Source organism: Vogesella mureinivorans, assembly GCF_007644035.1.
Classification (GTDB): domain Bacteria; phylum Pseudomonadota; class Gammaproteobacteria; order Burkholderiales; family Chromobacteriaceae; genus Vogesella; species Vogesella mureinivorans.
Genome location: NZ_VMTV02000577.1, coordinates 146,751 through 168,839, shown reverse-complemented (window position 1 = coordinate 168,839; position 22,089 = coordinate 146,751). Strand labels below are relative to the sequence as shown.

The 22,089-nt window shown below is 62.1% G+C and carries 21 protein-coding genes; 6 read left to right on the top strand and 15 right to left on the bottom strand.

Annotated features, from left to right (window positions below):
* Nucleotides 1-86 precede the first annotated feature (86 nt).
* The 12 genes from ftsW to gatC form a co-directional block, all read right to left on the bottom strand.
* Nucleotides 87-1,250: a putative lipid II flippase FtsW gene (gene ftsW, locus FLQ44_RS15400; protein WP_147695122.1), complete on the bottom strand. Its 1,164-nt coding sequence runs from the start codon at nucleotides 1,248-1,250 to the stop codon at nucleotides 87-89.
* Nucleotides 1,250-2,614 carry a UDP-N-acetylmuramoyl-L-alanine--D-glutamate ligase gene (gene murD, locus FLQ44_RS15395; protein WP_147695265.1) on the bottom strand — a complete coding sequence of 455 codons (1,365 nt, stop codon included), beginning with the start codon at nucleotides 2,612-2,614 and terminating at the stop codon, nucleotides 1,250-1,252. Before murD ends, ftsW begins: the two co-directional genes overlap by 1 nt.
* A 12-nt stretch (nucleotides 2,615-2,626) precedes the next feature.
* Nucleotides 2,627-3,709 (bottom strand): phospho-N-acetylmuramoyl-pentapeptide-transferase, encoded by a 1,083-nt coding sequence (mraY, locus tag FLQ44_RS15390; protein ID WP_439144937.1) that lies wholly within the window; start codon nucleotides 3,707-3,709, stop codon nucleotides 2,627-2,629.
* Between the two features lie 6 nt (nucleotides 3,710-3,715).
* Nucleotides 3,716-5,086 (bottom strand): UDP-N-acetylmuramoyl-tripeptide--D-alanyl-D-alanine ligase, encoded by a 1,371-nt coding sequence (locus FLQ44_RS15385; RefSeq protein WP_147695120.1) that lies wholly within the window; start codon nucleotides 5,084-5,086, stop codon nucleotides 3,716-3,718.
* Entirely contained in the window at nucleotides 5,070-6,560 is a 1,491-nt protein-coding gene (locus FLQ44_RS15380; protein WP_147695119.1) for a UDP-N-acetylmuramoyl-L-alanyl-D-glutamate--2,6-diaminopimelate ligase, read from the bottom strand. Before FLQ44_RS15380 ends, FLQ44_RS15385 begins: the two co-directional genes overlap by 17 nt.
* Nucleotides 6,557-8,305, bottom strand: a complete 1,749-nt coding sequence (locus FLQ44_RS15375; protein ID WP_147695118.1) for a peptidoglycan D,D-transpeptidase FtsI family protein — start codon at nucleotides 8,303-8,305, stop codon at nucleotides 6,557-6,559. The genes FLQ44_RS15380 and FLQ44_RS15375 overlap by 4 nt, the downstream gene beginning before the upstream one ends.
* Nucleotides 8,302-8,580: a cell division protein FtsL gene (gene ftsL / locus FLQ44_RS15370; protein ID WP_147695117.1), complete on the bottom strand. Its 279-nt coding sequence runs from the start codon at nucleotides 8,578-8,580 to the stop codon at nucleotides 8,302-8,304. Before ftsL ends, FLQ44_RS15375 begins: the two co-directional genes overlap by 4 nt.
* Nucleotides 8,577-9,536: a 16S rRNA (cytosine(1402)-N(4))-methyltransferase RsmH gene (gene rsmH / locus FLQ44_RS15365; RefSeq protein ID WP_147695116.1), complete on the bottom strand. Its 960-nt coding sequence runs from the start codon at nucleotides 9,534-9,536 to the stop codon at nucleotides 8,577-8,579. The genes ftsL and rsmH overlap by 4 nt, the downstream gene beginning before the upstream one ends.
* A complete protein-coding gene (gene mraZ, locus FLQ44_RS15360) occupies nucleotides 9,533-9,979 on the bottom strand; it encodes a division/cell wall cluster transcriptional repressor MraZ (RefSeq protein ID WP_147695115.1) in 447 nt (148 codons plus the stop codon). The genes rsmH and mraZ overlap by 4 nt, the downstream gene beginning before the upstream one ends.
* Nucleotides 9,980-10,272: 293 nt before the next feature.
* Nucleotides 10,273-11,706 (bottom strand): Asp-tRNA(Asn)/Glu-tRNA(Gln) amidotransferase subunit GatB, encoded by a 1,434-nt coding sequence (gene gatB / locus FLQ44_RS15355; RefSeq protein ID WP_147695114.1) that lies wholly within the window; start codon nucleotides 11,704-11,706, stop codon nucleotides 10,273-10,275.
* Nucleotides 11,707-11,855: 149 nt separating this feature from the next.
* Nucleotides 11,856-13,307, bottom strand: a complete 1,452-nt coding sequence (gene gatA, locus FLQ44_RS15350) for an Asp-tRNA(Asn)/Glu-tRNA(Gln) amidotransferase subunit GatA (protein WP_147695113.1) — start codon at nucleotides 13,305-13,307, stop codon at nucleotides 11,856-11,858.
* A 66-nt stretch (nucleotides 13,308-13,373) separates the two neighbouring features.
* The gene (gene gatC, locus FLQ44_RS15345; protein ID WP_026107698.1) at nucleotides 13,374-13,661 is read right to left on the bottom strand and encodes an Asp-tRNA(Asn)/Glu-tRNA(Gln) amidotransferase subunit GatC; all 288 of its coding nucleotides are present in this window, start codon (nucleotides 13,659-13,661) and stop codon (nucleotides 13,374-13,376) included.
* 213 nt (nucleotides 13,662-13,874) lie between these two features.
* Between gatC and FLQ44_RS15340 the strand changes: the two genes are divergently transcribed.
* The 6 genes from FLQ44_RS15340 (at nucleotide 13,875) to FLQ44_RS15315 (ending at nucleotide 20,501) form a co-directional block, all read left to right on the top strand.
* Complete coding sequence (locus tag FLQ44_RS15340; protein WP_017507473.1) at nucleotides 13,875-14,918, top strand: rod shape-determining protein; 1,044 nt, start codon at nucleotides 13,875-13,877, stop codon at nucleotides 14,916-14,918.
* Between the two features lie 48 nt (nucleotides 14,919-14,966).
* Nucleotides 14,967-15,872, top strand: a complete 906-nt coding sequence (gene mreC, locus FLQ44_RS15335; RefSeq protein WP_147695112.1) for a rod shape-determining protein MreC — start codon at nucleotides 14,967-14,969, stop codon at nucleotides 15,870-15,872.
* Between the two features lie 3 nt (nucleotides 15,873-15,875).
* The gene (mreD, locus tag FLQ44_RS15330; RefSeq protein ID WP_147695111.1) at nucleotides 15,876-16,379 is read left to right on the top strand and encodes a rod shape-determining protein MreD; all 504 of its coding nucleotides are present in this window, start codon (nucleotides 15,876-15,878) and stop codon (nucleotides 16,377-16,379) included.
* 2 nt (nucleotides 16,380-16,381) lie between these two features.
* Entirely contained in the window at nucleotides 16,382-18,334 is a 1,953-nt protein-coding gene (mrdA, locus tag FLQ44_RS15325; protein WP_147695110.1) for a penicillin-binding protein 2, read from the top strand.
* Nucleotides 18,315-19,409 carry a rod shape-determining protein RodA gene (gene rodA / locus FLQ44_RS15320; protein ID WP_147695109.1) on the top strand — a complete coding sequence of 365 codons (1,095 nt, stop codon included), beginning with the start codon at nucleotides 18,315-18,317 and terminating at the stop codon, nucleotides 19,407-19,409. Before mrdA ends, rodA begins: the two co-directional genes overlap by 20 nt.
* A 219-nt stretch (nucleotides 19,410-19,628) precedes the next feature.
* On the top strand, nucleotides 19,629-20,501 hold the full coding sequence (locus FLQ44_RS15315) for a sterol desaturase family protein (protein ID WP_147695108.1): 873 nt from the start codon (nucleotides 19,629-19,631) through the stop codon (nucleotides 20,499-20,501).
* Here the strand turns inward: FLQ44_RS15315 and FLQ44_RS15310 are convergent.
* The 3 genes from FLQ44_RS15310 to FLQ44_RS15300 are packed head-to-tail and all read right to left on the bottom strand — an operon-like array spanning nucleotide 20,474 to nucleotide 21,991.
* A complete protein-coding gene (locus FLQ44_RS15310; protein ID WP_240801300.1) occupies nucleotides 20,474-20,794 on the bottom strand; it encodes an AzlD domain-containing protein in 321 nt (106 codons plus the stop codon). The two genes, FLQ44_RS15315 and FLQ44_RS15310, sit on opposite strands and share 28 nt — an antisense overlap.
* The gene (locus FLQ44_RS15305) at nucleotides 20,791-21,507 is read right to left on the bottom strand and encodes an AzlC family ABC transporter permease (protein ID WP_147695107.1); all 717 of its coding nucleotides are present in this window, start codon (nucleotides 21,505-21,507) and stop codon (nucleotides 20,791-20,793) included. The genes FLQ44_RS15310 and FLQ44_RS15305 overlap by 4 nt, the downstream gene beginning before the upstream one ends.
* A gap of 16 nt (nucleotides 21,508-21,523) precedes the next feature.
* A complete protein-coding gene (locus FLQ44_RS15300; RefSeq protein WP_170252993.1) occupies nucleotides 21,524-21,991 on the bottom strand; it encodes a GFA family protein in 468 nt (155 codons plus the stop codon).
* Between the last annotated feature and the right edge of the window lie 98 nt (nucleotides 21,992-22,089).

The following is a 22,089-nucleotide window of genomic DNA, read 5'->3' as shown; positions in this document are numbered from 1 at the left end:
TCACTTCTCTTGTTACCGGGCACGCTGCCCATCTACGTTGTCTTGCTTTGCGGCCAACCTTGGCCGCCCTTGCCGGATACCCGGCTTTACACTTTAAAGCCGCGCATCAGCCGGCGATTTTCATAATCCACTCGCAACAGCACCGCCAGCGAGGCCAGGTTGCACAGCATGGCCGAGCCACCAAACGACATCAGCGGCAGGGTCAGGCCCTTGGTGGGCAGCAAACCCATGTTCACGCCCACGTTAAAGAAGGTTTGCACCCCCAGCCAGATGCCAATCCCTTGCGCCACCAGCGACTGGTAATAACGCTCCAGCTGTTTGGACTCGGTACCAATGTGGAAGGCGCGGCGCACAATCCAGGCATACAAGCCCAGCACCACACAGATACCCACAAAGCCGAACTCTTCCGAAATCACCGCCATGATGAAGTCGGTATGTGCCTCCGGCAGGTAAAACAGCTTTTCCACGCTACCGCCCAGCCCCACACCCAGCCACTCGCCACGGCCGATGGCGATGAGAGAATGGCTGAGCTGATAGCCTTTGCCATACGGGTCGTCCCACGGGTCCAGAAAACCCAGTACCCGCTTCAGGCGATACGGCGAGGTAATGATCAGCACCACCACCGCACACACTGCCATCAGCGCCAGGCCGGCAAAGATGCGCAGGTTGATCCCGCCCAGAAACACAATGCCCATGGTGATGCTCATCACCACCATCAGCGCGCCAAAGTCTGGTTCCAGCAGCAGCAGCATGGCCACGGCCACAATGGCCACCAGTATCGGCAAAAACCCTTCGCGCACACTGTGCAGCTTGGCGGCTTTGCGTACCGTGTAGTCGGCGGCATAAATCACGGCGGCCAACTTCATCACTTCGGACGGCTGCAGGTTCAGCACACCCAGGTTGATCCAGCGCCGCGAGCCGTTTACCACCTTGCCAATGCCGGGTATCAACACCAGCACCAGCAGAAAACCGGCAAACAGGAAAAACTTGCCCGCATATTGCTGCCAGATACGGGTAGGCACCAGAAAGGTCACCCCTGCGCCTGCCAGGCCAATGGTCATGAAGATCATGTGGCGAAACAGGTAGAAATAGGGGTTGTTGGTGGCCGCATCCGCCTCGGCATACGCAATCGACGCCGAGTACACCATCACCAGGCTGATAGACAGCAACAGGGTGATCGCCCACATCAGTGCTTCGTCCAGCACGGTGACGGGGGCTGCATGGTGATGGCGCCGGCTAACACTGCTCATCAGGCTGTTGTCCCCACCTTGACCGCCGCAACCGTTTCCACAAATACCTGGGCACGGTGCGCATAATTCTTGAACATATCCAGGCTGGCGCAGGCGGGCGACAGCAATACCACGTCGCCAGCCTGAGCCAGGCTTGCTGCCAGGCGCGTTGCTTCTTCCAGTGTGCTGCAGCGGTGCAGCGGTACGCTGCTGCCAGCCAGCGCGGTGTGGATAGCATGTGCGTCACGACCAATCAGCACCACGGCGCGGGCAATGCGCTGGCAGGCTGGCGCCAGCGGGGCAAAGTCCTGCCCCTTGCCATCGCCACCGGCGATCAGCACCACCGGGCGGGTCATGCCGTTCAATGCCGCTTCGGTCGCACCCACATTGGTGCCTTTGGAGTCGTCGATGAACATCACACCGCCGAACTCGTCCACGTATTCCACACGGTGCGCCAGGCCACGGAAGCTGCGCAGCGCAGCCAGCAAGGCCTCGCGCGGCAGGTCAATAGCTTCGGTCAGCGCCAGCGCCGCCAGCGCGTTGGCCGCATTGTGCAAGCCTTGCAGCTGCATCTCTGCGCTATCGAACACCGGCGAGCCGGCGATGGTAAGCAGGTAGCAGCCATCCGTCTGTTGCAGTGCGTAATCTGCCGCCTCGCGCAGCGAGAACCAGGCCACGCGGCGGCCGGCACGCACCATGGCGCGGCAGAATGCGTCGTCGCGGTTCAGCACCTGCACACCGCTACCGGCAAAGATGGCCGTTTTGCTGTGCGCGTAGTCCAGCAGGTCGTTGTAGCGATCCAGATGGTCTTCGGAAATATTCAGCACGCTGGCGGCGTCGGCACGCAGGCTGGTGGTGGTTTCCAGCTGAAAACTGGACAGTTCCACCACCCATACGTCGGGCTGCTTGCCGGCGGCTTCGCGCTGCGACAGCGCGTCCAGCACCGGCAGGCCGATATTGCCGCACACCACGGTGTCCTGGCCGGCCGCCTCGCACAGGTGGCCCACCAGGCTGGTAACGGTACTTTTGCCGTTGGAGCCGGTAATGGCGATAACCTTGGCACCGCTGCCGGCAATGGCCCGCGCCCAGAGCTCTACATCACCCACCACTTCGCCGCCACGGCGGGCAAAATCGGCAATTGCCGAGGTGCGAATGCTGACACCCGGGCTCACCATCAGCATGTCGGCGTCGGCAAAGGTCTGTGCATCGAACGCGCCCAGGCGCAGCGCCACGCCCAGCTCGGCGGCCACGTTGGCCGCATTGGCCGGTTTGTCGCGGCTATCGGCTATCGTGACGCGCGCGCCATGCGCCAGCAGCCAGCGCGCGGCAGAAACGCCGGTGTCGCCCAAGCCGATAACGATAATGTGGCGGTTGTCGAATCGCATCACGTGGTTTCCTTAACGCAGTTTCAGGGTGGCCAGACCGGCCAGCACCAGCATCATGGTGACAATCCAGAAGCGCACCACAACCTGGGTCTCTTTCCAGCCTTTCAGTTCGTAGTGATGGTGCAGCGGGGCCATGCGGAACACGCGCTTGCCGGTAAGCTTGAACGACGCCACCTGAATCATCACCGACAGCGCTTCCATCACGAACAGGCCGCCCATGATCAGCAGCACGATTTCCTGGCGCACGATCACGGCCACCGTACCCAGCGCGGCACCCAGCGCCAGCGCGCCAACATCACCCATGAACACTTGCGCGGGGTAAGCGTTGAACCACAAGAAGCCCAGGCAGGCGCCACAGATGGCCGCACAGAACACCACCACCTCGTGCGCGCCTGGCACGAAAGGCATGCCCAGATACTTGGAAAACACCGCGTGGCCGGCCACGTAGGCAAAAATGGACAAGCCCGCCGCTACCAGCACCACGGGCAGCGCGGCCAGGCCATCCAGGCCGTCGGTAAGGTTCACCGAGTTGGAGGTGCCGACAATCACGAAGTAGGTCAGTACGCAGAAGCCGATGCCACCCAGCGGGTAGATCACGTTCTTGAAGAACGGCACGATGAATTCGGTAGAAGCCGGCAGCTTGGCCGTGGTAATCAGGAACACGCCTGCGGCAATGGCAATGCTGGATTGCCAGGCCATTTTGAAACGGGCGGATACGCCATTCGGGTCCTTGTACACCACCTTGCGCCAGTCGTCGTAAAAGCCCAGCGCGCCAGTACCCAGCGTGACGGCCAACAGCAGCCACACGTACTGGTTGGACAAGTCGGCCCACAGCAGCGTGGTTACGGTCATGGCCAGCAGGATCAGCGTGCCGCCCATGGTGGGGGTACCGGTTTTCACCAGGTGGGTCTGCGGGCCGTCCTTGCGCACGGCTTGGCCTACTTTCAGCTCGGTGAGCTTGCGAATCACCCACGGGCCCATCCACAGCGAGATGGCCAGCGATGTCAGCGCCGCCATCACCGCACGCAGGGTGACATAGTTCAGTACATTAAAAGCGCGGATATGTTCGCGCAGCAGATCAGCCAGTAGCAGCAGCACCGGTCAGCCCTTTCCTTGTTCTTGTTGTTGAGGTGTTACCAGCGCGGCAACCACACGCTCCATCTGCATGAAGCGCGACCCTTTCACCAGCACAGTGCTGGCTGGCGATACCACCCCACCCAGCCGCGCCAGCAAAGCGTCGAAATCGTCAAAATACTCGCCACCCTCGCCATAAGCTGCCGCCGCATGGCGCGCCAGCTCGCCGTGGCACAGCAGGTGCTCGATGCCACGGGCACGGGCATGCGCCCCCACTTCGGCGTGCAGCTGCGGTGCGGTATCGCCCAGCTCGCCGATCTGGCCCATCACGAACACCCGCGGCGCGGGGTAGGCGGCCAGCACGTCGATACCGGCTTTCATGGAATCGGGGTTGGCGTTGTAGGTGTCATCGATAACGGTGGCACCGCAGGCGGCCTGCTTCAGCTGCAGGCGGCCCTTCACGCCACCAAAGGCGGCCAGACCCGCGGCGATATCCGCCAGCGGCACTTGCAGCGCCAGCGCCACCGCAGCGGCGGCCAGCGCGTTGCGCACATTGTGCTCGCCGGCAGCCGGCAGGTTGATGGCCTGCTCGCCCTGTGGACAAACCAGTACAAAGCGGCACTCGCCCACACCCAGCTGGATGTCACGGGCGGTTACGTTGGCCGCAGCGCCCAGACCAAAGCGCAGCTGCGCGTGGCCGGCGGCAGCGGCGTCGAAAATGGCCAGCTGCGCGTCGTCAGCGTTCAGTACCGCCACACCGTCTGCGGCCAACCCTTCGAAGATTTCACTCTTGGCGCGGGCAATGTCGGCAGTGCTGTCAAAACCACCGCCCAGATGGGCGCGCATGGCGTTGTTCACCATGGCTACTTGCGGGCGCGCCAGGCCGGTAAGGTAACGAATCTCGCCAAAATGGTTCATGCCCATTTCGATCACCGCATAACGGTGGGCGGTCGTCAGGCCCAGCAGGGTCAGCGGCAAGCCGATATCGTTGTTGAAGTTACCGGCGGTGGCGTGCACGGCGGCGTCGCCAGCGTGCGCGCGCAGAATGGCGGCGACCATTTCTTTCACCGTGGTCTTGCCGTTGGAGCCGGTAATGCCGATGCGCTTCACCGCCAGGCGCGCGCACCAGTCTGCGGCCAACGTGCCCAGCGCCAGGCGGGTATCGGCTACGCGGATGGTGTTGCCCTGCCCTGCCACGTCGCGGCTTACCAGCGCGTGGGCGCCTTTGGCCAGTACATCGGGTACAAAATCGTGCGCGTCGAACTTCTCGCCTACCAGCGCCACAAACAGGTCGCCGGCTTGCACGGCGCGGCTATCGGTTACCACGCGCTGAAAGCGGGCGTCGCTGCCATGCAGCTGACCGGCTAATACACGAGCGGCATCAGAGAGCATCAGCATGGGCAGCCCCCCATAGCGTCAACGCGTCTTCGGCTACGCGGAAATCGGAGAATGGCTGCTTCACGCCGCCGATGTCCTGGTATTCCTCGTGGCCCTTGCCGGCAATCAGCACCACATCGCCCATGCGGGCTTGCAATACGGCCCAGTGGATAGCGGCCTCGCGGCTGATTTCCACGTGGCCTGGCTGCTGCATGCCCGCCAGAATGTCGTCCAGAATGGCTTGCGGCTCTTCCAGGCGCGGGTTATCGCTGGTGACTACGGCCACATCGGCAATTTTCTCGGCAATGCCGCCCATCAGCGGGCGCTTGCCCTTGTCACGGTTGCCACCGCAACCGAACACGCAGAACAGCTTGCTGCCCTGCGGGCGGATCTCGGCCAGTGTGGCCAGGGCTTTTTCCAGCGCGTCAGGGGTGTGGGCGTAGTCCACCACCACCAGCGGCTCCAGACCGTTGCCGATGCGCTGCATACGGCCACGCGCTGGCTGGATTTTGCCCAGCACGCGCACGGCGTCGGCCAGCGGCACGCCGCCGGCGCACATTACTGCCAGGCAGGCCAGCATGTTGGCCGCATTGAAGCGGCCCAGCAGCGGGCTCTTGATGTCGGCGTCGCCCCATGGCGTGGTCACGCTCAGCTGCAGGCCATCCAGGTTGGCCGCCAGGCTCAGCGGGCGCACGTCGCCTTGCTCCAGGCCATAGGTAATGACGCGGGTACGGCTGGCATCGATGCCTGCAGCCAGCTGGCAGCCGAAGGCATCGTCGGCATTGATGACGGCGTGCTTCAGGCCTTCCCAGTGGAACAGTTTGGCTTTGGACGCGCCGTACTCTGCCATGCTGCCGTGGTAGTCCAGATGATCGCGAGTGAGGTTGGTGAACACCGCGGTGGTGAACTCCACACCGTTGACGCGGTACTGGTCCAGGCCATGGCTGGACACTTCCATGCTCACTACGCTGGCGCCCTGACGGCGGTACTCGGCCAGCTTCTGCTGCACGGTAATCGGGTCGGGCGTGGTATGGGTGGTTTCGGTAAGGTGGCCGTAAAAACCGTTGCCGACGGTACCGATCAGCGCGGCTTTCTCGCCCAGCAGGGCATACGCTTGCGCCAGCCAGTGCGAAATGGAGGTTTTACCGTTGGTGCCAGTGATACCGACCACCTGCATGTCACGGCTGGGGTAGGCGTACACATGGGCCGCCACAATGCCAGCGCGCTCGCGCAGGCGGGCTACCGGCAGATTGGGTACTTGCCAGGCTGCGTTCCACTGGAAAGCGTCGTCCTGGTCCCACACCACGGCGGCGGCACCTTTTTCGATGGCTGCCGCGATAAAGTCGCGGCCGTCGGTGTATTCACCACGGCATGCCAGGAACACGTCGCCGGGGAACACGCGGCGGCTATCGGCCTCGACGCGTGCCACGGAAACGCCAAGACCCGCCAAGGCGGCGGGGTCCCAATCCGGCAAATCGATCAATGTGGTCTTCATGTTTCTTCCCGCACATCCGAAATCTTGTGTTCCGGAATCAGAGTGTTATTGGAGGGAGCGTCAGGCTCGACCCCCAGAATGCGTAAACTGCCCGCCATGATGTTGGAGAAGGCAGGGCCTGCTACCGTGCCGCCGTAGTAATAACCGGCGCCCGGCTCATCAATCATCACCGCCACAATCAGCCGCGGGTTGGTAGCGGGGGCAAAACCGACAAACAAGCCAATGTGCTTGTCTGCTGCATAACGCCCGCCCACCAGTTTGCGCGCGGTACCGGATTTGCCACCCACGTGGTAGCCCAGCACCTGCGCACGCACCGCTGTACCGCCCTCTTCGGTCACGGTAATCATCATGTCGCGCATCTTTTTGGCCGTATCCGGGCGAATCACCGGGCGGCCAGGGTTGGCCGCAGCCAACCGGGTAAACGACAGCGGCAACAGCGCGCCATCGTGGGTAAAAATGGTATAAGCCCGGGCCAGTTGCACCAGGCTTACCGTCACACCATAACCAAACGACATGGTGGCTTGCTCGATAGGCCGCCAGCCTTGCCAGTCACGCAGGCGGCCCGAGCTTTCACCCGGAAAACCGGACTGCGGGCTCTGGCCAAAACCCGACTTGCGATAAAACGTCCACATGTCTTCCGGCGAGAACATCGCCGCAATCTTGGACGAGCCCACGTTGGACGACTTCTGGATAATGCCGGTCACCGTCAGCGACGGGTTCGGGTGCGTATCGCGCACCGCAGCCGGGCCTATCGTGTAGGGCCGCGTATCAAACCAGGTACTGGGTGTAATTTTGCCGGCGTCCAGCACCATGGCTACCGGGAACGGTTTCATGGTGGAACCTGGCTCAAACATGTCTACCACCGCACGGTTGCGGCGCATTTCCGGCTCCAGCACCGCGCGGTTATTCGGGTTGTACGAGGGGGTATTGGCCAGGGCCAGCACTTCGCCGGTTTGCGCGTCCAGCACCACGACACCCCCTGCCTTGGCCTTGTTGGCCACCATGGCAGCACTCAGCTCGCGGTAGGCCAGGTACTGGATACGCTTGTCGATGGACAGCGTCAGCGTCTGGCCGTCACGCGGCGGCTCAATCACTGCCAGGTCTTCCACGATATGGCCACGGCGGTCTTTCAGTACCGTGCGGCTACCGTGCTTGCCAGCCAGCATTTTTTCGCGCGTCAGCTCCAGGCCTTCCTGGCCCTTGCCATCCACGCCGGTAAAGCCGATAACATGCGACAGCATTTCGCCGGCGGGGTAGTAGCGGCGGTATTCCTGCTGCTTGGCAACCCCCGGGATTTCCAGCGCCAGCACCTGCTGCGCCAGCTGCGGGCTGATCTGCCGTTTCAGGTAAACAAATTCGCGTTTTTTGTCGGCAAACTTTTCGCTCAGCTCGGCTACCGGCATTTCCAGCAGCTTCGACAGGGCAGCCAGCTTGGCGGCCGGCACCGGGCTCATATCCACCGGGCTCGCCCAGATAGACTGCACCGGCGTGCTGATGGCCAAAGGCTCGCCGTTACGGTCGGCAATTACGCCACGGTTGGCCTCCAGCAGCAGCGTGCGACGAAAACGCGCATCACCCTGGTTTTGCAAAAAGTCTTGCTGCACCACTTGCAGGTAAATCGCACGTGTCAGTAGTGCCAGCAACATGGAACCCAGCAGTACCAGCACGACCGTGACTCGCCCCGGCGCCAAGCGCATGGGCTGCTTCAGCTGCTGGCGCATCGGCGGGGTGTAAACGCGGTTCATCGCACCCCCTCCGGTGTAATCACGTGCACCTGACGCTGTGTAGGCGTCAACATGGTCATGCGCGCCACTGCCGATTTTTCAATCAGCGCGTGTGCACCCCAGGTACTTTGCTCCAGCAGCAGTTGGCCGTATTCCACGTTCAACTGGCGCTGCAGCTTTTGTTCTTTTTCCAGCTCGCCATACAAGCGGCGTGATACGTGCTGCGAAGTCACCACGGACACCGCACAGCCAATCACGACCAGCAGCAGCACTGCATTGAGCTTATTAAGGCTCACACGCCCCCCTGCCACTGCCCGCCGGTACGCTCGGCCACACGCATGATGGCACTGCGGGCGCGCGGGTTGGCCGATACCTCGGCCTCGCTAGCCCGTATAGCCTTGCCTACCGGCTTGATCGCCGCTTCGGCAATATCACAGGCCCGCACCGGCACCCAGGACGGCAGCGTGTCGGTGGTGCTGGCATCGCGCACGAAGTTCTTCACAATGCGGTCTTCCAGCGAATGGAAGCTGATCACCGCCAGGCGGCCAGCCAGCGCCAGGCGCGAAACAGTTTGCGGCAGCACGTCTTTTAGCTCGTCCAGCTCGCGGTTGATAAAAATCCTTATCGCCTGGAAGGTTCGCGTCGCGGGGTCTTGACCTTGTTCGCGAGTACGGACGTTTTTCCCAACGAGGACAGCGAGCTCACGCGTCGTTTCGAGGGGCTGTTCAAGCCTTTGCGCAACAATGGCTGCTGCAATCTTGCGAGCAAACCGCTCTTCACCATATGTCTTGATAACCTCTGCTATGTCCGCTTCGTCAGCACTGGCCAGCCACTGCGCCGCCGTCTGGCCGCGGGTGGTGTCCATGCGCATGTCCAGCGGCGCGTCAAAACGGAAGCTGAAACCGCGGCGACCGTCATCAATTTGCGGGGAAGAAATCCCCAGATCCATCAGTACGCCATCTACCTGCTGCACGCCCAGGGCGTCCAGCTCGCTGGCAAAGTGGGCAAAACCGTTATGCACGATACTGAAACGCGGGTCTTCTGCAGCCAGTGCGGTGGCTACCGCAATGGCTTCCGGGTCTTTATCAAAAGCAATCAGCCGCCCCTGCGGGCCAAGCTGCTGCAAAATCAACCGGCTGTGGCCACCGCGGCCGAAAGTGCAGTCGACGTACACGCCATCCGGGCGAATGGCCAGTGCCGCTACGGCCTCGTCGAGCAACACCGTGCGGTGAGCAAATACTGCGTCGGTCAAAGTGTGAAATCTCCAAGGTGCTGAGCCAGCTCAGCAGGATCAATATCCAGTGCGGTGTTCGTTTGGGCGTCCCACTCGGGGGCATCCCACAATTCAAAGCGGTTTCCTATCCCCACCAGTGCCACGTCTTTGTCCAGCCCGGTCAGCTCGCGCAGCCTGGCAGGCAGCAAGATACGGCCGGCGCCGTCCATTTCCAGTGTTTCCGCATGGCCCAGCACCAGGCGCTGATAGCGTTTCAGCGTAGGGTTGCCGGTGGGCAGTGCCAGCAAGCGTTGCTCAACCGGCTTCCAGTTGGGTTCGGGGTAAATCAGCAGGTGATCGGAGGATTCGAGGGTAACGACCAGACGGTGGCCAAACGCAGACAACAGGCTCTCCCGGTGTCTGGCTGGTATGGCCAGACGCCCTTTGGCATCGAGAGAGATATGACTTACGCCGCCGAACATATTGGATATTTCACCGTGCTGGAATTAGGAGCCGTCGCCCCACAATTACCCACTTCACCCCACTTTTCGCCACTATAGGGAATCAGCTCTACCCGGTCAACATCACCATGGGACAATTCGCCTTTGCCGACAAAGACTTACCGGAATACAACAAGGCAGAAAGCAAGGGAAATCAGCGGCTTACAAAATGATCTGCAGAACAGGTATGAACTGTTGTCAATGCCCGGTTTTTCACCACACAAAAAACAGCGGCACGCCCTGGGGCGTGCCGCTTTTAATGCATTTTATCGAAACTAGGCTTGAGTCAGCTTTTGCTTCAGGATGTCCTGCACCTGCGCGGGGTTGGCTTTGCCTTTGGATGCTTTCATCACCTGGCCTGCCAGCGCGTTTAGCGCCTTTTCCTTGCCGGCACGGAACTCTTCCACCGCCTTGGGGTTGGCCGCAATGGCTTCTTCCACCATCTTTTCGATGGCACCCACGTCGGACACCTGTTTCAGGCCGTCGCGCTCGATGATGGCGTCTGCGCCCAGGTCGGACTCCCACAGCGCATCGAACACCTGCTTGGCTAGCTTGTTGGACAGCGTACCATCGGCAATGCGCACGATCAGCCCGGCCAGACGCTCGGCAGCGATCGGGCAGGCGGCGATGTCCAGGCCTTCGCGGTTCAGACGCGCGGCGATTTCGCCGTTTACCCAGTTGGCCGCCAGCTTGCCTTGGCCAGTGGCGCTCGCCACGGCTTCGAAATACTGCGCCTGCGCCAAGCTGCTGGTCAGCAGCGCCGCATCGTAGGCCGACACGCCGAAGGCTTCGGCAAAGCGGGCCTTCATCTGGCCTGGCAGCTCCGGCATGGCCGCGCGGATGGTATCGATTTGCTCGCTGCTGATACGCACCGGCAGCAAGTCCGGGTCCGGGAAGTAGCGGTAGTCGTGCGCGTCTTCCTTGCTGCGCATCATGCGGGTTTCGCCGCTATCGGGGTCGAACAGCACGGTAGCCTGCTGGATCTTGCCGCCATCTTCGATGGTGTCGATCTGCCACTGGATCTCGTACTTGATGGCCTGCTCCAGAAAACGGAACGAGTTCAGGTTCTTGATCTCGCGGCGGGTACCGAACTCGGCCTGGCCAAACGGGCGCACCGATACGTTGGCATCCACGCGGAAGCTACCTTCCTGCATGTTGCCGTCGCAAATACCCAGCCAGGTCACCAGCGTATGCAGTGCCTTGGCGTAGGCCACGGCTTCTTCCGGCGAGCGCATGTCCGGCTCGGACACCACTTCCAGCAGCGGGGTGCCAGCGCGGTTCAGGTCGATGCCCGACAGGCCGTGGAAGTCTTCGTGCAGCGATTTGCCGGCATCTTCTTCCATGTGCGCGCGGGTAACGCGGATAACCTTTTCTTCTTCGCCTACCAGAATGGCCAGCTTGCCATGCTCGATGATGGGCAGCTCCATCTGGCTGATCTGGTAACCCTTGGGCAGGTCGGGGTAGAAGTAGTTTTTACGGGCAAAAATGTTCTTCTGGTTGATGGTGGCGTCCAGCGCCAGGCCCAGGCGGATGGATTTATCCACCACGGCCTTGTTCATCACCGGCAATACGCCCGGCAGCGCCAGCTCGACCAGCGAGGCCTGGGTATTGGGCTCGGCGCCAAAAGCGGTGCTGGCGCCGGAGAAAATCTTGGAGACGGTGTTGAGCTGCACATGCACCTCAAGACCGATGACGACTTCCCATTTCATGGTCGGAAAATCCTTCTGTTTTTAGCCACGAAATCCACTGACAGACACGAAAAAAATCGAGGACAGGATCAAGCTGATGCATGTCACACGCCATCACATGGCCAACTGATTTCGTGCTCTTTCGTGGGTTTCGTGGCCAATTAATCGTTTTACAGAGCCGGCGCCTTGCTGTGCCAGTCGGTCACTTGCTGGAACTGGTGCGCCACGTTCAGCATTTTGGCTTCGCCAAAGTAGTTGCCGATGATCTGCAGGCCTACCGGGCGGCCGTTGTCGGCAAAGCCGGCCGGCACGCTCATGGCAGGCAAGCCAGCCAGGTTGACCGACAGGGTGTAGATGTCGGACAGGTACATCTGCACCGGGTCGCCGGATTTCTCGCCCAGATTGAACGCGGCGGTAGGCGCTACCGGGCCCAGGATCACGTCGCAGCCGGCAAAGGCGGCAGCAAAATCGTTGGCAATCAGGCGGCGGATTTTTTGTGCCTTGATGTAGTAGGCGTCGTAGTAGCCGTGGCTCAGCACATAGGTGCCCACCATGATGCGGCGCTTCACTTCGCTGCCAAAGCCCTCGGCACGCGACTTCTCGTACATTTCCACCAGGTCTTTGTACTCATCGGCGCGGTGGCCGTAGCGTACGCCGTCAAAGCGCGACAGGTTGGCCGACGCCTCTGCCGGGGCAATCACGTAGTAAGCCGGAATGGACAGCTGGGTGTTGGGCAGGCTGACTTCTACTACCTCGGCGCCCAGCTTTTTCAGCTCGGCCACTGCATTGTCGATAATGCGGCCAACGTCGCCGGCCAGACCATCGGCAAAATACTCGCGCGGCAAGCCTACACGCAGGCCGGCCAGCGGCTGGGCCAGATCGCGGGTGTAGTCTTCGCACGTGCGCTCCAGGCTGGTGGAGTCGCGCTCGTCAAAGCCTGCCATCACGTTCAGCATCAGCGCGCAGTCTTCGGCGGTTTGCGCCATCACGCCGCCCTGATCCAGCGAGCTGGCGTAGGCCACCATGCCAAAGCGCGATACCACGCCGTAGGTCGGCTTGATGCCGGTAACGCCGCAGTGGCTGGCCGGCTGGCGAATGGAGCCGCCAGTGTCGGTAGCGGTGGCCACCGGCGCCAGGCGCGCTGCCACGGCAGCTGCCGAACCACCGGACGAACCGCCCGGAATGGCGTTAACGTCCCACGGGTTTTTCACGGCGCCGTAGAAACTGTTTTCGTTGGACGAGCCCATGGCGAATTCGTCCATATTGGCGCGGCCCAGCGTAACCAGGCCGGCGGCCTGACATTGTTCGATAACGTGCGCGCTGTACGGCGAGATAAAGTTGTCCAGCATTTTCGAGCCGCAGCTGGTCTTCCAGCCCTGCTGGCAGAAGATATCCTTGTGCGCGATGGGCACGCCGGTCAGCAGGCCTGCCTGGCCGGCAGCGCGGCGCGCATCGGCAGCCAGCGCTTCAGCCAGGGTTTTGTCACGGTCTACAGTAATGAAAGCATTCAGCGCCGGGTTCAGCGCGTCGATGCGGTCCAGATAGGCAGTGGCCAGCTCCACGGCAGAAACCTGCCCGGCTGTCAGCTGCTGCGATAGTTGCTTGAGAGTGGCGTTAATCATCTTGTCTTGATGCTCGTCCAGAATGGCCTGCCCATGGCGGGCAGCCTGCGGCCAACGTTGGCCGTGTTATTCGATGACTTTGGGAACCAGGAACAGGCCTTTTTCCACTTGCGGTGCCACCGCCTGGCAGGCGTCACGGCGGTTCGGCTCGGTAACCGCGTCTTCGCGCAGGCGCAGGGAAACATCCTGCGGGTGCGCCATCGGTTCGATACCGTCGGTATTCACTGCCTGCATCTGTTCGATAAGGCCAAGAATATTATTGAGCTGGCTGCCGACTGCCTCGATTTCTGCGTCGGTCACGGCGATGCGGGAGAGTCGCGCAATTCGCGCAACATCCTGATGGGTCAGCGACATGGCGTCCTCGTCAAAACCTTTAATAATTCAAGCGTTGTAGGGTATCATAACTGGTTTGTTTCGCCCAAGAATACAAGGGCATCGCGCCATAAAATTGCCAGCAGTTTTACTGAAAAACAAGTGAACCTTTTGCTGGCGCGATGTCCAAAACCGCCACCATTGCGATGCGGTAAACTCATGCCGCCGCACAAATATCATTCTCAGGACTGCCATATGTTTCGCTCGCTCACCGGCTACTTTTCCAATGATCTGGCCATCGACCTTGGCACGGCCAACACCCTGATTTACATGCGCGGCAAGGGCATTGTCCTTGACGAGCCTTCGGTTGTAGCCATTCATAGCGATGCGCCGACCAACAAGAAGTCCATTCTGGCCGTCGGTCTGGAAGCCAAAAAGATGCTGGGCCGCACCCCGGGCAGCATCCAGGCCATTCGCCCTATGAAAGACGGCGTGATTGCCGACTTCACCGTGACCGAGCAGATGCTGAAGCAGTTCATCAAGAAAGTGACGCCTAGCCGTTTCTTCTCGGCCAGCCCGCGCATCGTGATTTGCGTACCGTGCGGCTCGACCCAGGTAGAACGCCGCGCCATCAAGGATTCGGCCCTGGCCGCCGGTGCACGCCGCGTGGAGCTGATCGAAGAACCGATGGCGGCTGCCATCGGTGCCGGCCTGCCGGTAGAAGAGCCGACTGGCTCCATGGTGGTGGATATCGGTGGTGGCACGACCGAGGTAGGCGTGATCTCGCTGGGTGGCGTGGTGTACTCCAACTCGGTACGGGTGGGTGGCGACAAGTTTGACGAAGCCATCATCAATTACATTCGCCGCAACTACGGCATGCTGATTGGCGAAACCACCGCCGAGGAAATCAAGAAGACCATCGGCTCCGCTTTCCCGGGTGCCGAGGTGCGCGAGATGGAAGTGAAAGGCCGCAACCTGGCTGAAGGCATTCCGCGTGCGTTCACCGTGTCCAGCAACGAAATCCTGGAAGCGCTGACCGAGCCGCTGAACCAGATCGTGTCTGCCGTGAAAATTGCCCTGGAGCAAACCCCGCCCGAGCTGGGTGCCGATATTGCCGACAAGGGCATGGTGCTGACCGGCGGCGGCGCGCTGCTGAAAGACATCGACCGCCTGCTGGCCGAAGAAACCGGCCTGCCGGTATTCGTGGCCGAAGAGCCACTGACCTGCGTGGTGCGTGGCTCTGGCAAGGCGCTGGACAAGATGGACAAGACCGGCACCATCTTTACCAACGTACCGTAATTCACCGCTTCTTCAGGCGCCATCCTGCAAGGGGTGGCGCACGGCTGCATGAACTTCGCCAATACCCCCCGTTTTTCCAACCAGGGCCTGCGCCCCGGCTCGCAGCTACTGCTGTGCGTGCTCACCTCGCTGGCCTTGCTGATTGGCGATAGCCAGTTCGGGCTGATGGACCGCACCCGCGATGCGCTATCGGTGGTGCTGTACCCGATACAGCGCGCCGTCAATATGCCCATGGCAGCCGCCGCGCACATTGGCGAATTCTTTATTACCCAGACCTCACTCAAACAGGAAAACGCCGAGCTACGCAGCCGCGAGCTGGCACAGTCGGCCAGGCTGGCCCGCCTGACCTCGCTAGAGCAGGAAGTGCAGCAACTGAAGGCGCTGAACGGCCTGCGCACAGGCAGCCTGCAGGCGGGGCACCTGGGCGAGGTGCTGTACACCGCGCGCGACCCGTTTTCCTACAAGATCATTATCGACAAAGGTCTGGATGCAGGGTTGGCCGCAGGCCTGCCGGTAGTGGATGAGCGCGGCCTGGTAGGCCAGATAACCCGCGTGCAGCCGCTTACCGCCGAAGTCACGCTGATTATCGACAAGAACCAGATGGTGCCGGTGGTCAACCAGCGCACGGGCCAGCGCTCGCTGCTGTACGGCTACGGTGGCGGGGTGGAAGTACGCTACCTGCCCGCTGCCGCCGATATCCAGCCGGGCGACCTGCTGGTGACATCCGGCATTGACGGGCTGTACAGCGAAGGCATACCGGTGGCGCGCGTTACCCGGGTAGACCGCCCGGCCGGCGCCTCGTTTGCCCGTGTGCTGTGCCAGAGCATTGCCGGTGTTCAGTCCAGCCGCTATGTCCTGGTGCTGCCGCCACGCGCTGCCATGCCCCCACGCCCGGAGCCGGCCGCGCAGCCTGCCAAGCCGAAAAAGAAAAAAGACACCGAGGATGAAGGCTGATTCATGAGCTACGACCGCCCGCAGGAGCTGCTCAAGCCGGTGAAGCGCCGCTTCATCACCCTGACCTTCGCCCTGGCACTGATGATGGAGCTACTACCGCTGCCGGTAGGCTCTACCCGCTGGCTGCCGGATTTTGTCGGCCTGCTGATTTTGTACTGGGCCATCAACCAGCCGCGCCGCATCGGCATCGGCATGGGTTTCCTGATTGGTCTGATCGTTGATGTCAGCACCAACAGCCTGTTTGGCCAGCACGCACTGGCTTACTCGGTGACCACCTATCTGGTGATGCTGCGCCAGCGCCAGCTGATCATGTTCAACCTGGGCCAGCAAGCGCTGGTGGTGCTAACGCTGATGCTGGCCAACCAGCTGACCATGGCGCTGGTACGCCTGGCACTGGGCTCGGCCTTTGTCGGTGCCGGCTATTTCCTGCCGCCGCTGATGGGGGCGCTGCTGTGGCCGCTGCTGACCAAGCTGCTGCTACTGCCCTACCGTCACCACACCCTTTAAGCATGCACCGCCCTACCCGACTGAAAGACACACAAGCCGAAGAAAGCCAGTTCCAGCTACGGCTGGTGATTGCTTACGGCTTCATGGTGCTGATGCTGCTCACACTGGCCGCACGTTTCATCTGGCTGCAGGTGATGCAGTACGATCACTTTGCCACCCTGGCGCAGAACAACAGCATCTCGCTGGTGCCGGTACAGCCTAACCGCGGCCTGATCATGGACCGCAACGGCGTGGTGCTGGCGCAAAACCACGCCGCCTACACGCTGGAAATCACCCCCGCCAAGATGGCCGATATGGAAGCCACCATCAAGGCACTACGCGCGCTGGTAGACATTAGCCCGCGCGACGAGCGGCGTTTTCGCAAGTTTCTTTCCGAAAGCAAAGACTTCGAGCCGGTACCGCTCAAGCTGCGGCTGAGCGAAGACGAAGCCGCGCGCATTGCGGCCAACGCCTGGCGCTTTCCCGGCGTAGAAGTCAAAGCCCGGCTGTTCCGCGACTACCCCTACAAAGAGCTTACCAGCCACGTACTGGGCTATATCGGCCGTATCAACCAGCGCGACCAGCAAAAGCTGGAAGAAGACGACAAGCTGGCCAACTATCGCGGCGCTACCCACATCGGCAAGCTGGGGCTGGAGGCGGTATACGAGGCCGAACTGCACGGCACCAACGGTTTTGAAGAAGTGGAAACCGACGCCGGTGGCCGTGCCGTACGCAGCCTGCGCCGCACACCGCCCATGCACGGCAACAACCTGAAGCTGGCGCTGGATATCCGCCTGCAAGAGGTGGCCGACAAGCTTTTTGGCCAGCGCCGCGGCGCACTGGTGGCCATCGATCCGCAAACCGGCGGCGTACTGGCTTTTGTGTCCAAACCCGGCTTCGACCCCAATCTGTTTATCGATGGCATCGACAGCGCCAGCTGGAAAAGCCTGAACGAAGACTGGCAAAAACCGCTAGTCAACCGCGCCGTGCGCGGCCTGTACCCCCCCGGCTCCACCTTCAAGCCCTTCATGGCCATGGCCGCCCTGCAGTCTGGCGCCATCGGCCCCTATGACCTGCGCCCGGCACCGGGCTACTTTACCCTGCCCGGCTCCAGCCACCAGTTCCGCGACTCCAACCCGCGTGGCAACGGCATGGTCAATATCGGCAAAGCCATTGCCGTTTCCAGTGACACCTTCTTTTACCGCGTGGCCTGGGACATGGGCATAGACCGCATCCACCCGCTGGTGGGGCAGTTTGGCCTGGGGCAGAAAACCGGTATTGATCTGGATGGCGAGGCCAGCGGCGTGCTGCCCTCGAAAGAATGGAAAGAAAAACGCTTTGCCCGCTTCAAACCCGAAGTACGCCGCTGGTACCCGGCCGACGTCGTCAGCGTGGGCATCGGCCAGGGCTTTAACGCCTACACCCCGCTGCAAATGGCCAACGCCACCGCCATCCTGGCGGCCGACGGCAAAGTATTCAAACCACACCTTGTTCAAGAAATCACCCAGGCCGGCAGCGGCAAGGTGCGCCAGGTAGAGCCGCGCCCGGTGCGCACCCTGGCCTTCCGCCCCGAGCTGTACCAGTACGTGAAAGACGGCATGGTCGCCGTGATGCGCCCTGGCGGTACCGCCGCCAGGTTGGCCGCAGGGCTGACCTACACCATGGCGGGCAAAACCGGTACCGCCCAGGTAGTACAAATCAAGCAGGGCGCCAAATACAACGCCGCAGCGCTGGCAGAACAATATCGCGACCACTCGTGGTTTATTTCCTTTGCCCCGGTAGAAACACCGCGCATTGCCATTGCCGTGATTGTGGAAAACGCCGGTTTCGGCGCCGCCAGCGCCGCGCCGATTGCCCGCGCCGTCAGCGACTTTGCCCTCACCGGCAAAGTACCGGCCGAGCTGCAAGGCAAGATGATTACCATGCCACCGCCGGCACAGGCAGGAGACAAGCACGATGCAAGCGCCGCTCGCTAAACGAATCTGGGATGCCATTGCCGCCCCGTTTGACGGCTGGCTGATGGCGTTTCTGGCCGGCATCTTCGTGATGAGCATGCTGGTGCTGTTTTCGGCTTCCAACCAAAGCTGGCACAAGATAGACAACAAGCTGGTCTACACCATCATGGCCCTGGCGGTGATGTGGATCATGGCCAACGCCCGCCCGCAAACCGTGATGAACTTTGCCCCGCCGCTCTATGCAGCCGGGGTGCTGATGCTGGTCGGCGTGGAGCTGTTCGGCATTACGGTCAACGGCTCCACCCGCTGGCTGAGCCTGGGCATTGTGCGTATCCAGCCATCGGAAATCATGAAAACCGCGCTGCCCATGATGGTGGCCTGGTACTTCCAGAAATACGAAAGCACGCTGAACTGGCGGCATTATCTGGTGGCAGTAGCGCTGATTGCCGTGCCCGGCGCGCTGGTACTGAAACAGCCCGACCTGGGGACGGCCGTGCTGATCATGGGCGCCGGTTTCTTTGTGCTGTTCTTTGCCGGGCTGTCGTGGAAGATCATCATCGGCGGCCTGGTGGCCTTTCTGGCCAGCCTGCCCGTGGTGTGGAACCTGCTGCACGACTACCAGCGCCGCCGCGTGCTGACGCTGATCGACCCCATGCAAGACCCGCTGGGTGACGGCTACCACATTATCCAGTCCATGATCGCCATCGGCTCGGGCGGGCCATGGGGCAAAGGCTGGCTCAATGGCAGCCAGACGCACCTGGACTACATCCCCGAGCGCACCACCGACTTTATCTTTGCCGTGTACTCGGAAGAGTTCGGCCTGGCCGGCAACCTGCTGCTGCTGGCGCTGTATCTGGGGGTAATCACCCGCGGCATGCTGATTACCGCCCGCGCACAAACCCTGTACGGGCGCCTGCTGGCCGGTGCCATTACGCTGTCGTTCTTTGTGTACGTGTTTGTGAACATGGGCATGGTGGCCGGCATCCTGCCGGTAGTGGGCGTGCCGCTACCCTTCATGTCCTACGGCGGTACCGCCACCGTGTCGCTGGCCGTGGCGCTGGGCATGCTGATGAGTATCGGCAACACCAAGCGCTGAACAAGTCTAGCCTGCACCGCATTGCGGCCAACCCCGCCCGGGGTTGGCCGCATTTTTATACGTGGTACTTTGGGTACACCCGCCTGGTTTGATACCACCTTCATTCAAACGATCGTTGCAAAAACCACTGCACCCTCCTCAACATAGGGCCGCGACTCTAGAGAGCGCAGCACAAGGACTGTACCGCCATGACGGTACAGCCAGACACGAGGAGGCAATATGGATTTCAGCATCGATCTGCTACTGCTGGCGCTAGCGCCATTGTTTGTCGGCTGCGTGGCCGCCGAGGCCTGGTACTGGGCCAAACGCGGCCGCCACGACATCTACAGCTGGCGCGACACGCTGTGCAACGCGGGCCTGGCGCTGCTGCACCAGGGCGCCGACAAGCTGGCCTGGCTGCTGGTGATACCGCTGTACCAGTACGTTTACCAACACTACCGGCTGTTCGACCTGGGTGACGGCTGGGGCAGCTTTGTGCTGCTGTTTCTGGCGCAAGACTTTCTGTACTACGGGTTTCATCGCGCCAGCCACCGTGTGCGCTGGCTATGGGCGGCGCACAGCGTGCACCACAGCTCCACCCGCATGAACCTGTCCACCGCCTTTCGCCAGAGCCTGATGTACCCGCTGGCCGGCATGTGGGCGTTCTGGCTGCCGCTGGCCTGGCTGGGCTTTGCCCCGCAGCTGGTGGTGGGCGTGGTGCTGCTGAACCTGGCGTTCCAGTTTTTTGTGCACACCCAGGCCATCCCCAAGCTGGGCTGGCTGGAGTACGTATTCAACACCCCGTCCATCCACCGCAGCCACCATGCGCGCAACCCCTGCTATATCGACCGCAACTACGCTGGCGTACTGGTGATCTGGGACCGCCTGTTTGGCAGCTACGTGGCCGAGCGCGATGACACACCGTGCGAATACGGCACGCTCAAGCCGGTAAACAGCGTGAACCCGCTATGGGTCAGCGTGGTGGAGTGGCGCGACATGCTGCGCGAAACCTTGGCCGCTCGCAGCTGGCGCGCGCGGCTCGTGCTGCTGTTTGGCCCGCCCGAGGTGGCCGAGCGCGTTGCCGCTCAAAACAGCCAGCGCCACACCCCGTAAACCGCAAACCCCAGCAGGATGGCCGGCAGCGTCTGGCGGCTGAAAAAAGCCACCGTCGCCGCCGCCAAGGTACCCGGCAGGTAGGCGTTGGCCGCACTCAGGTCGATAGGGCCTTGCGGGGCCAGCGCCATCGGCACGATCAGCGCGGTCAGCACCGCCGCGGGTACATAGTGCAGCGCACGCTGTAATAGCGGCGGAAACACCAGGCGGTGGCCAAATACCAGAAAGCTCAGGCGGATGCCGTAAGTCACCACCACCATACCGGCGATGGCCAGCAACAGGTTCATCGTCATGCCTCTTCCCCCTGTGGCTGGCTTGCGGCCAACCTTTCCGCCAGCAAACCGGCCAGCACCCCGGCTAGCGCGGCCAGCATCAGCCCCAGCTTGTACGGCAGGTGGCGCGCCAGCAAGGCCACGCCACCCGCGGCCAGTGCCGCCGCCAGCACCGGCCGCTGCCGCAGCTGCGGCGCCACAATAGCGGCAAAGGTAGCCACCATGGCAAAGTCCAGCCCCAGCTGGGCCAGGCCTGGCACGCTTTGCCCCAGCAGCACACCGGCCACGGTCCACAGCTGCCAGTTCAGGTACATGGCCAGCGACGAGCCCAGCCAGTAGGCCGCACCGCCATCCGCCACCCCCTGGGTGCGCAAGCGGTGCTCCACCACGGCGTAGGTTTCATCAGTCAGCCAGAACGCCAGCAACCAGCGCCAGCGCGCCGGCAGCTCGCGCACGGCGGGCAGCAGGCTGGCGCTATACAGCGCATGGCGCAGGTTCACCACAAAGGTGGTTAGCCAGATCACCGGCAGCGCCGCGCCACCGCCGATCAGGCTCACCGCCACAAACTGCGACGAGCCGGCAAACACCAGCGCCGACAGCGCCAGCACCGCCCACACGGGGATACCGCTGGCAATGGCCAGCGTGCCAAAGATCACGCCAAACGGCGCCGCGCCCACCAGCATGGGCACCGTATCGCGAACGCCCGCCAGCAAGGCGGCACGGTTAAGGTTCATGCAAAACTCCACAGATTCAAGGTTGGCCGCAGGCAGCGGCGTGATTGCGCCAGGCCTGCAGCAGGGGTGCCCACGCTGGCGGGTTGCCCGGGTAACACAGCGCCCCTGCAGGTGGCTGCCAGCCTGCCTGCGCACTGGCAGTCCAGATATGGGCTACCGGCTGCCACACCGGTGCGTCGTCCAGCGTGCCGGGCTTGATGCTGAGTATGTCCCCGTTACCCGAGGTGCGGTGGAACAGGCGCGTACCGCACTGCGGGCAGAAATCGCAGTCCATCACGCGCCCGGACGGCGTGTGGCGCTGCCAGCGCTGCACGCTACCCTGCAGCAGGGTCAGCTGTGCCTGGCGTACCCACAGCGCCATACCGAAAGCGCTGGCCGACTGGCGCTGACATTCGCGGCAATGGCAGGCAAATACCGTGGCCACCTCGCCCTGCACGCGGTAGCGCACCGCGCCACACTGACATTCGCCGTGAAAGGTCTGCATCGTGAACCCCCCAAGTAAAAAACCATTCTGGCACGCGCCACGCGGGCAGCGATGGAACAGCTTGTTCATGACCCACTATGCAGGCAGATGACACGGCT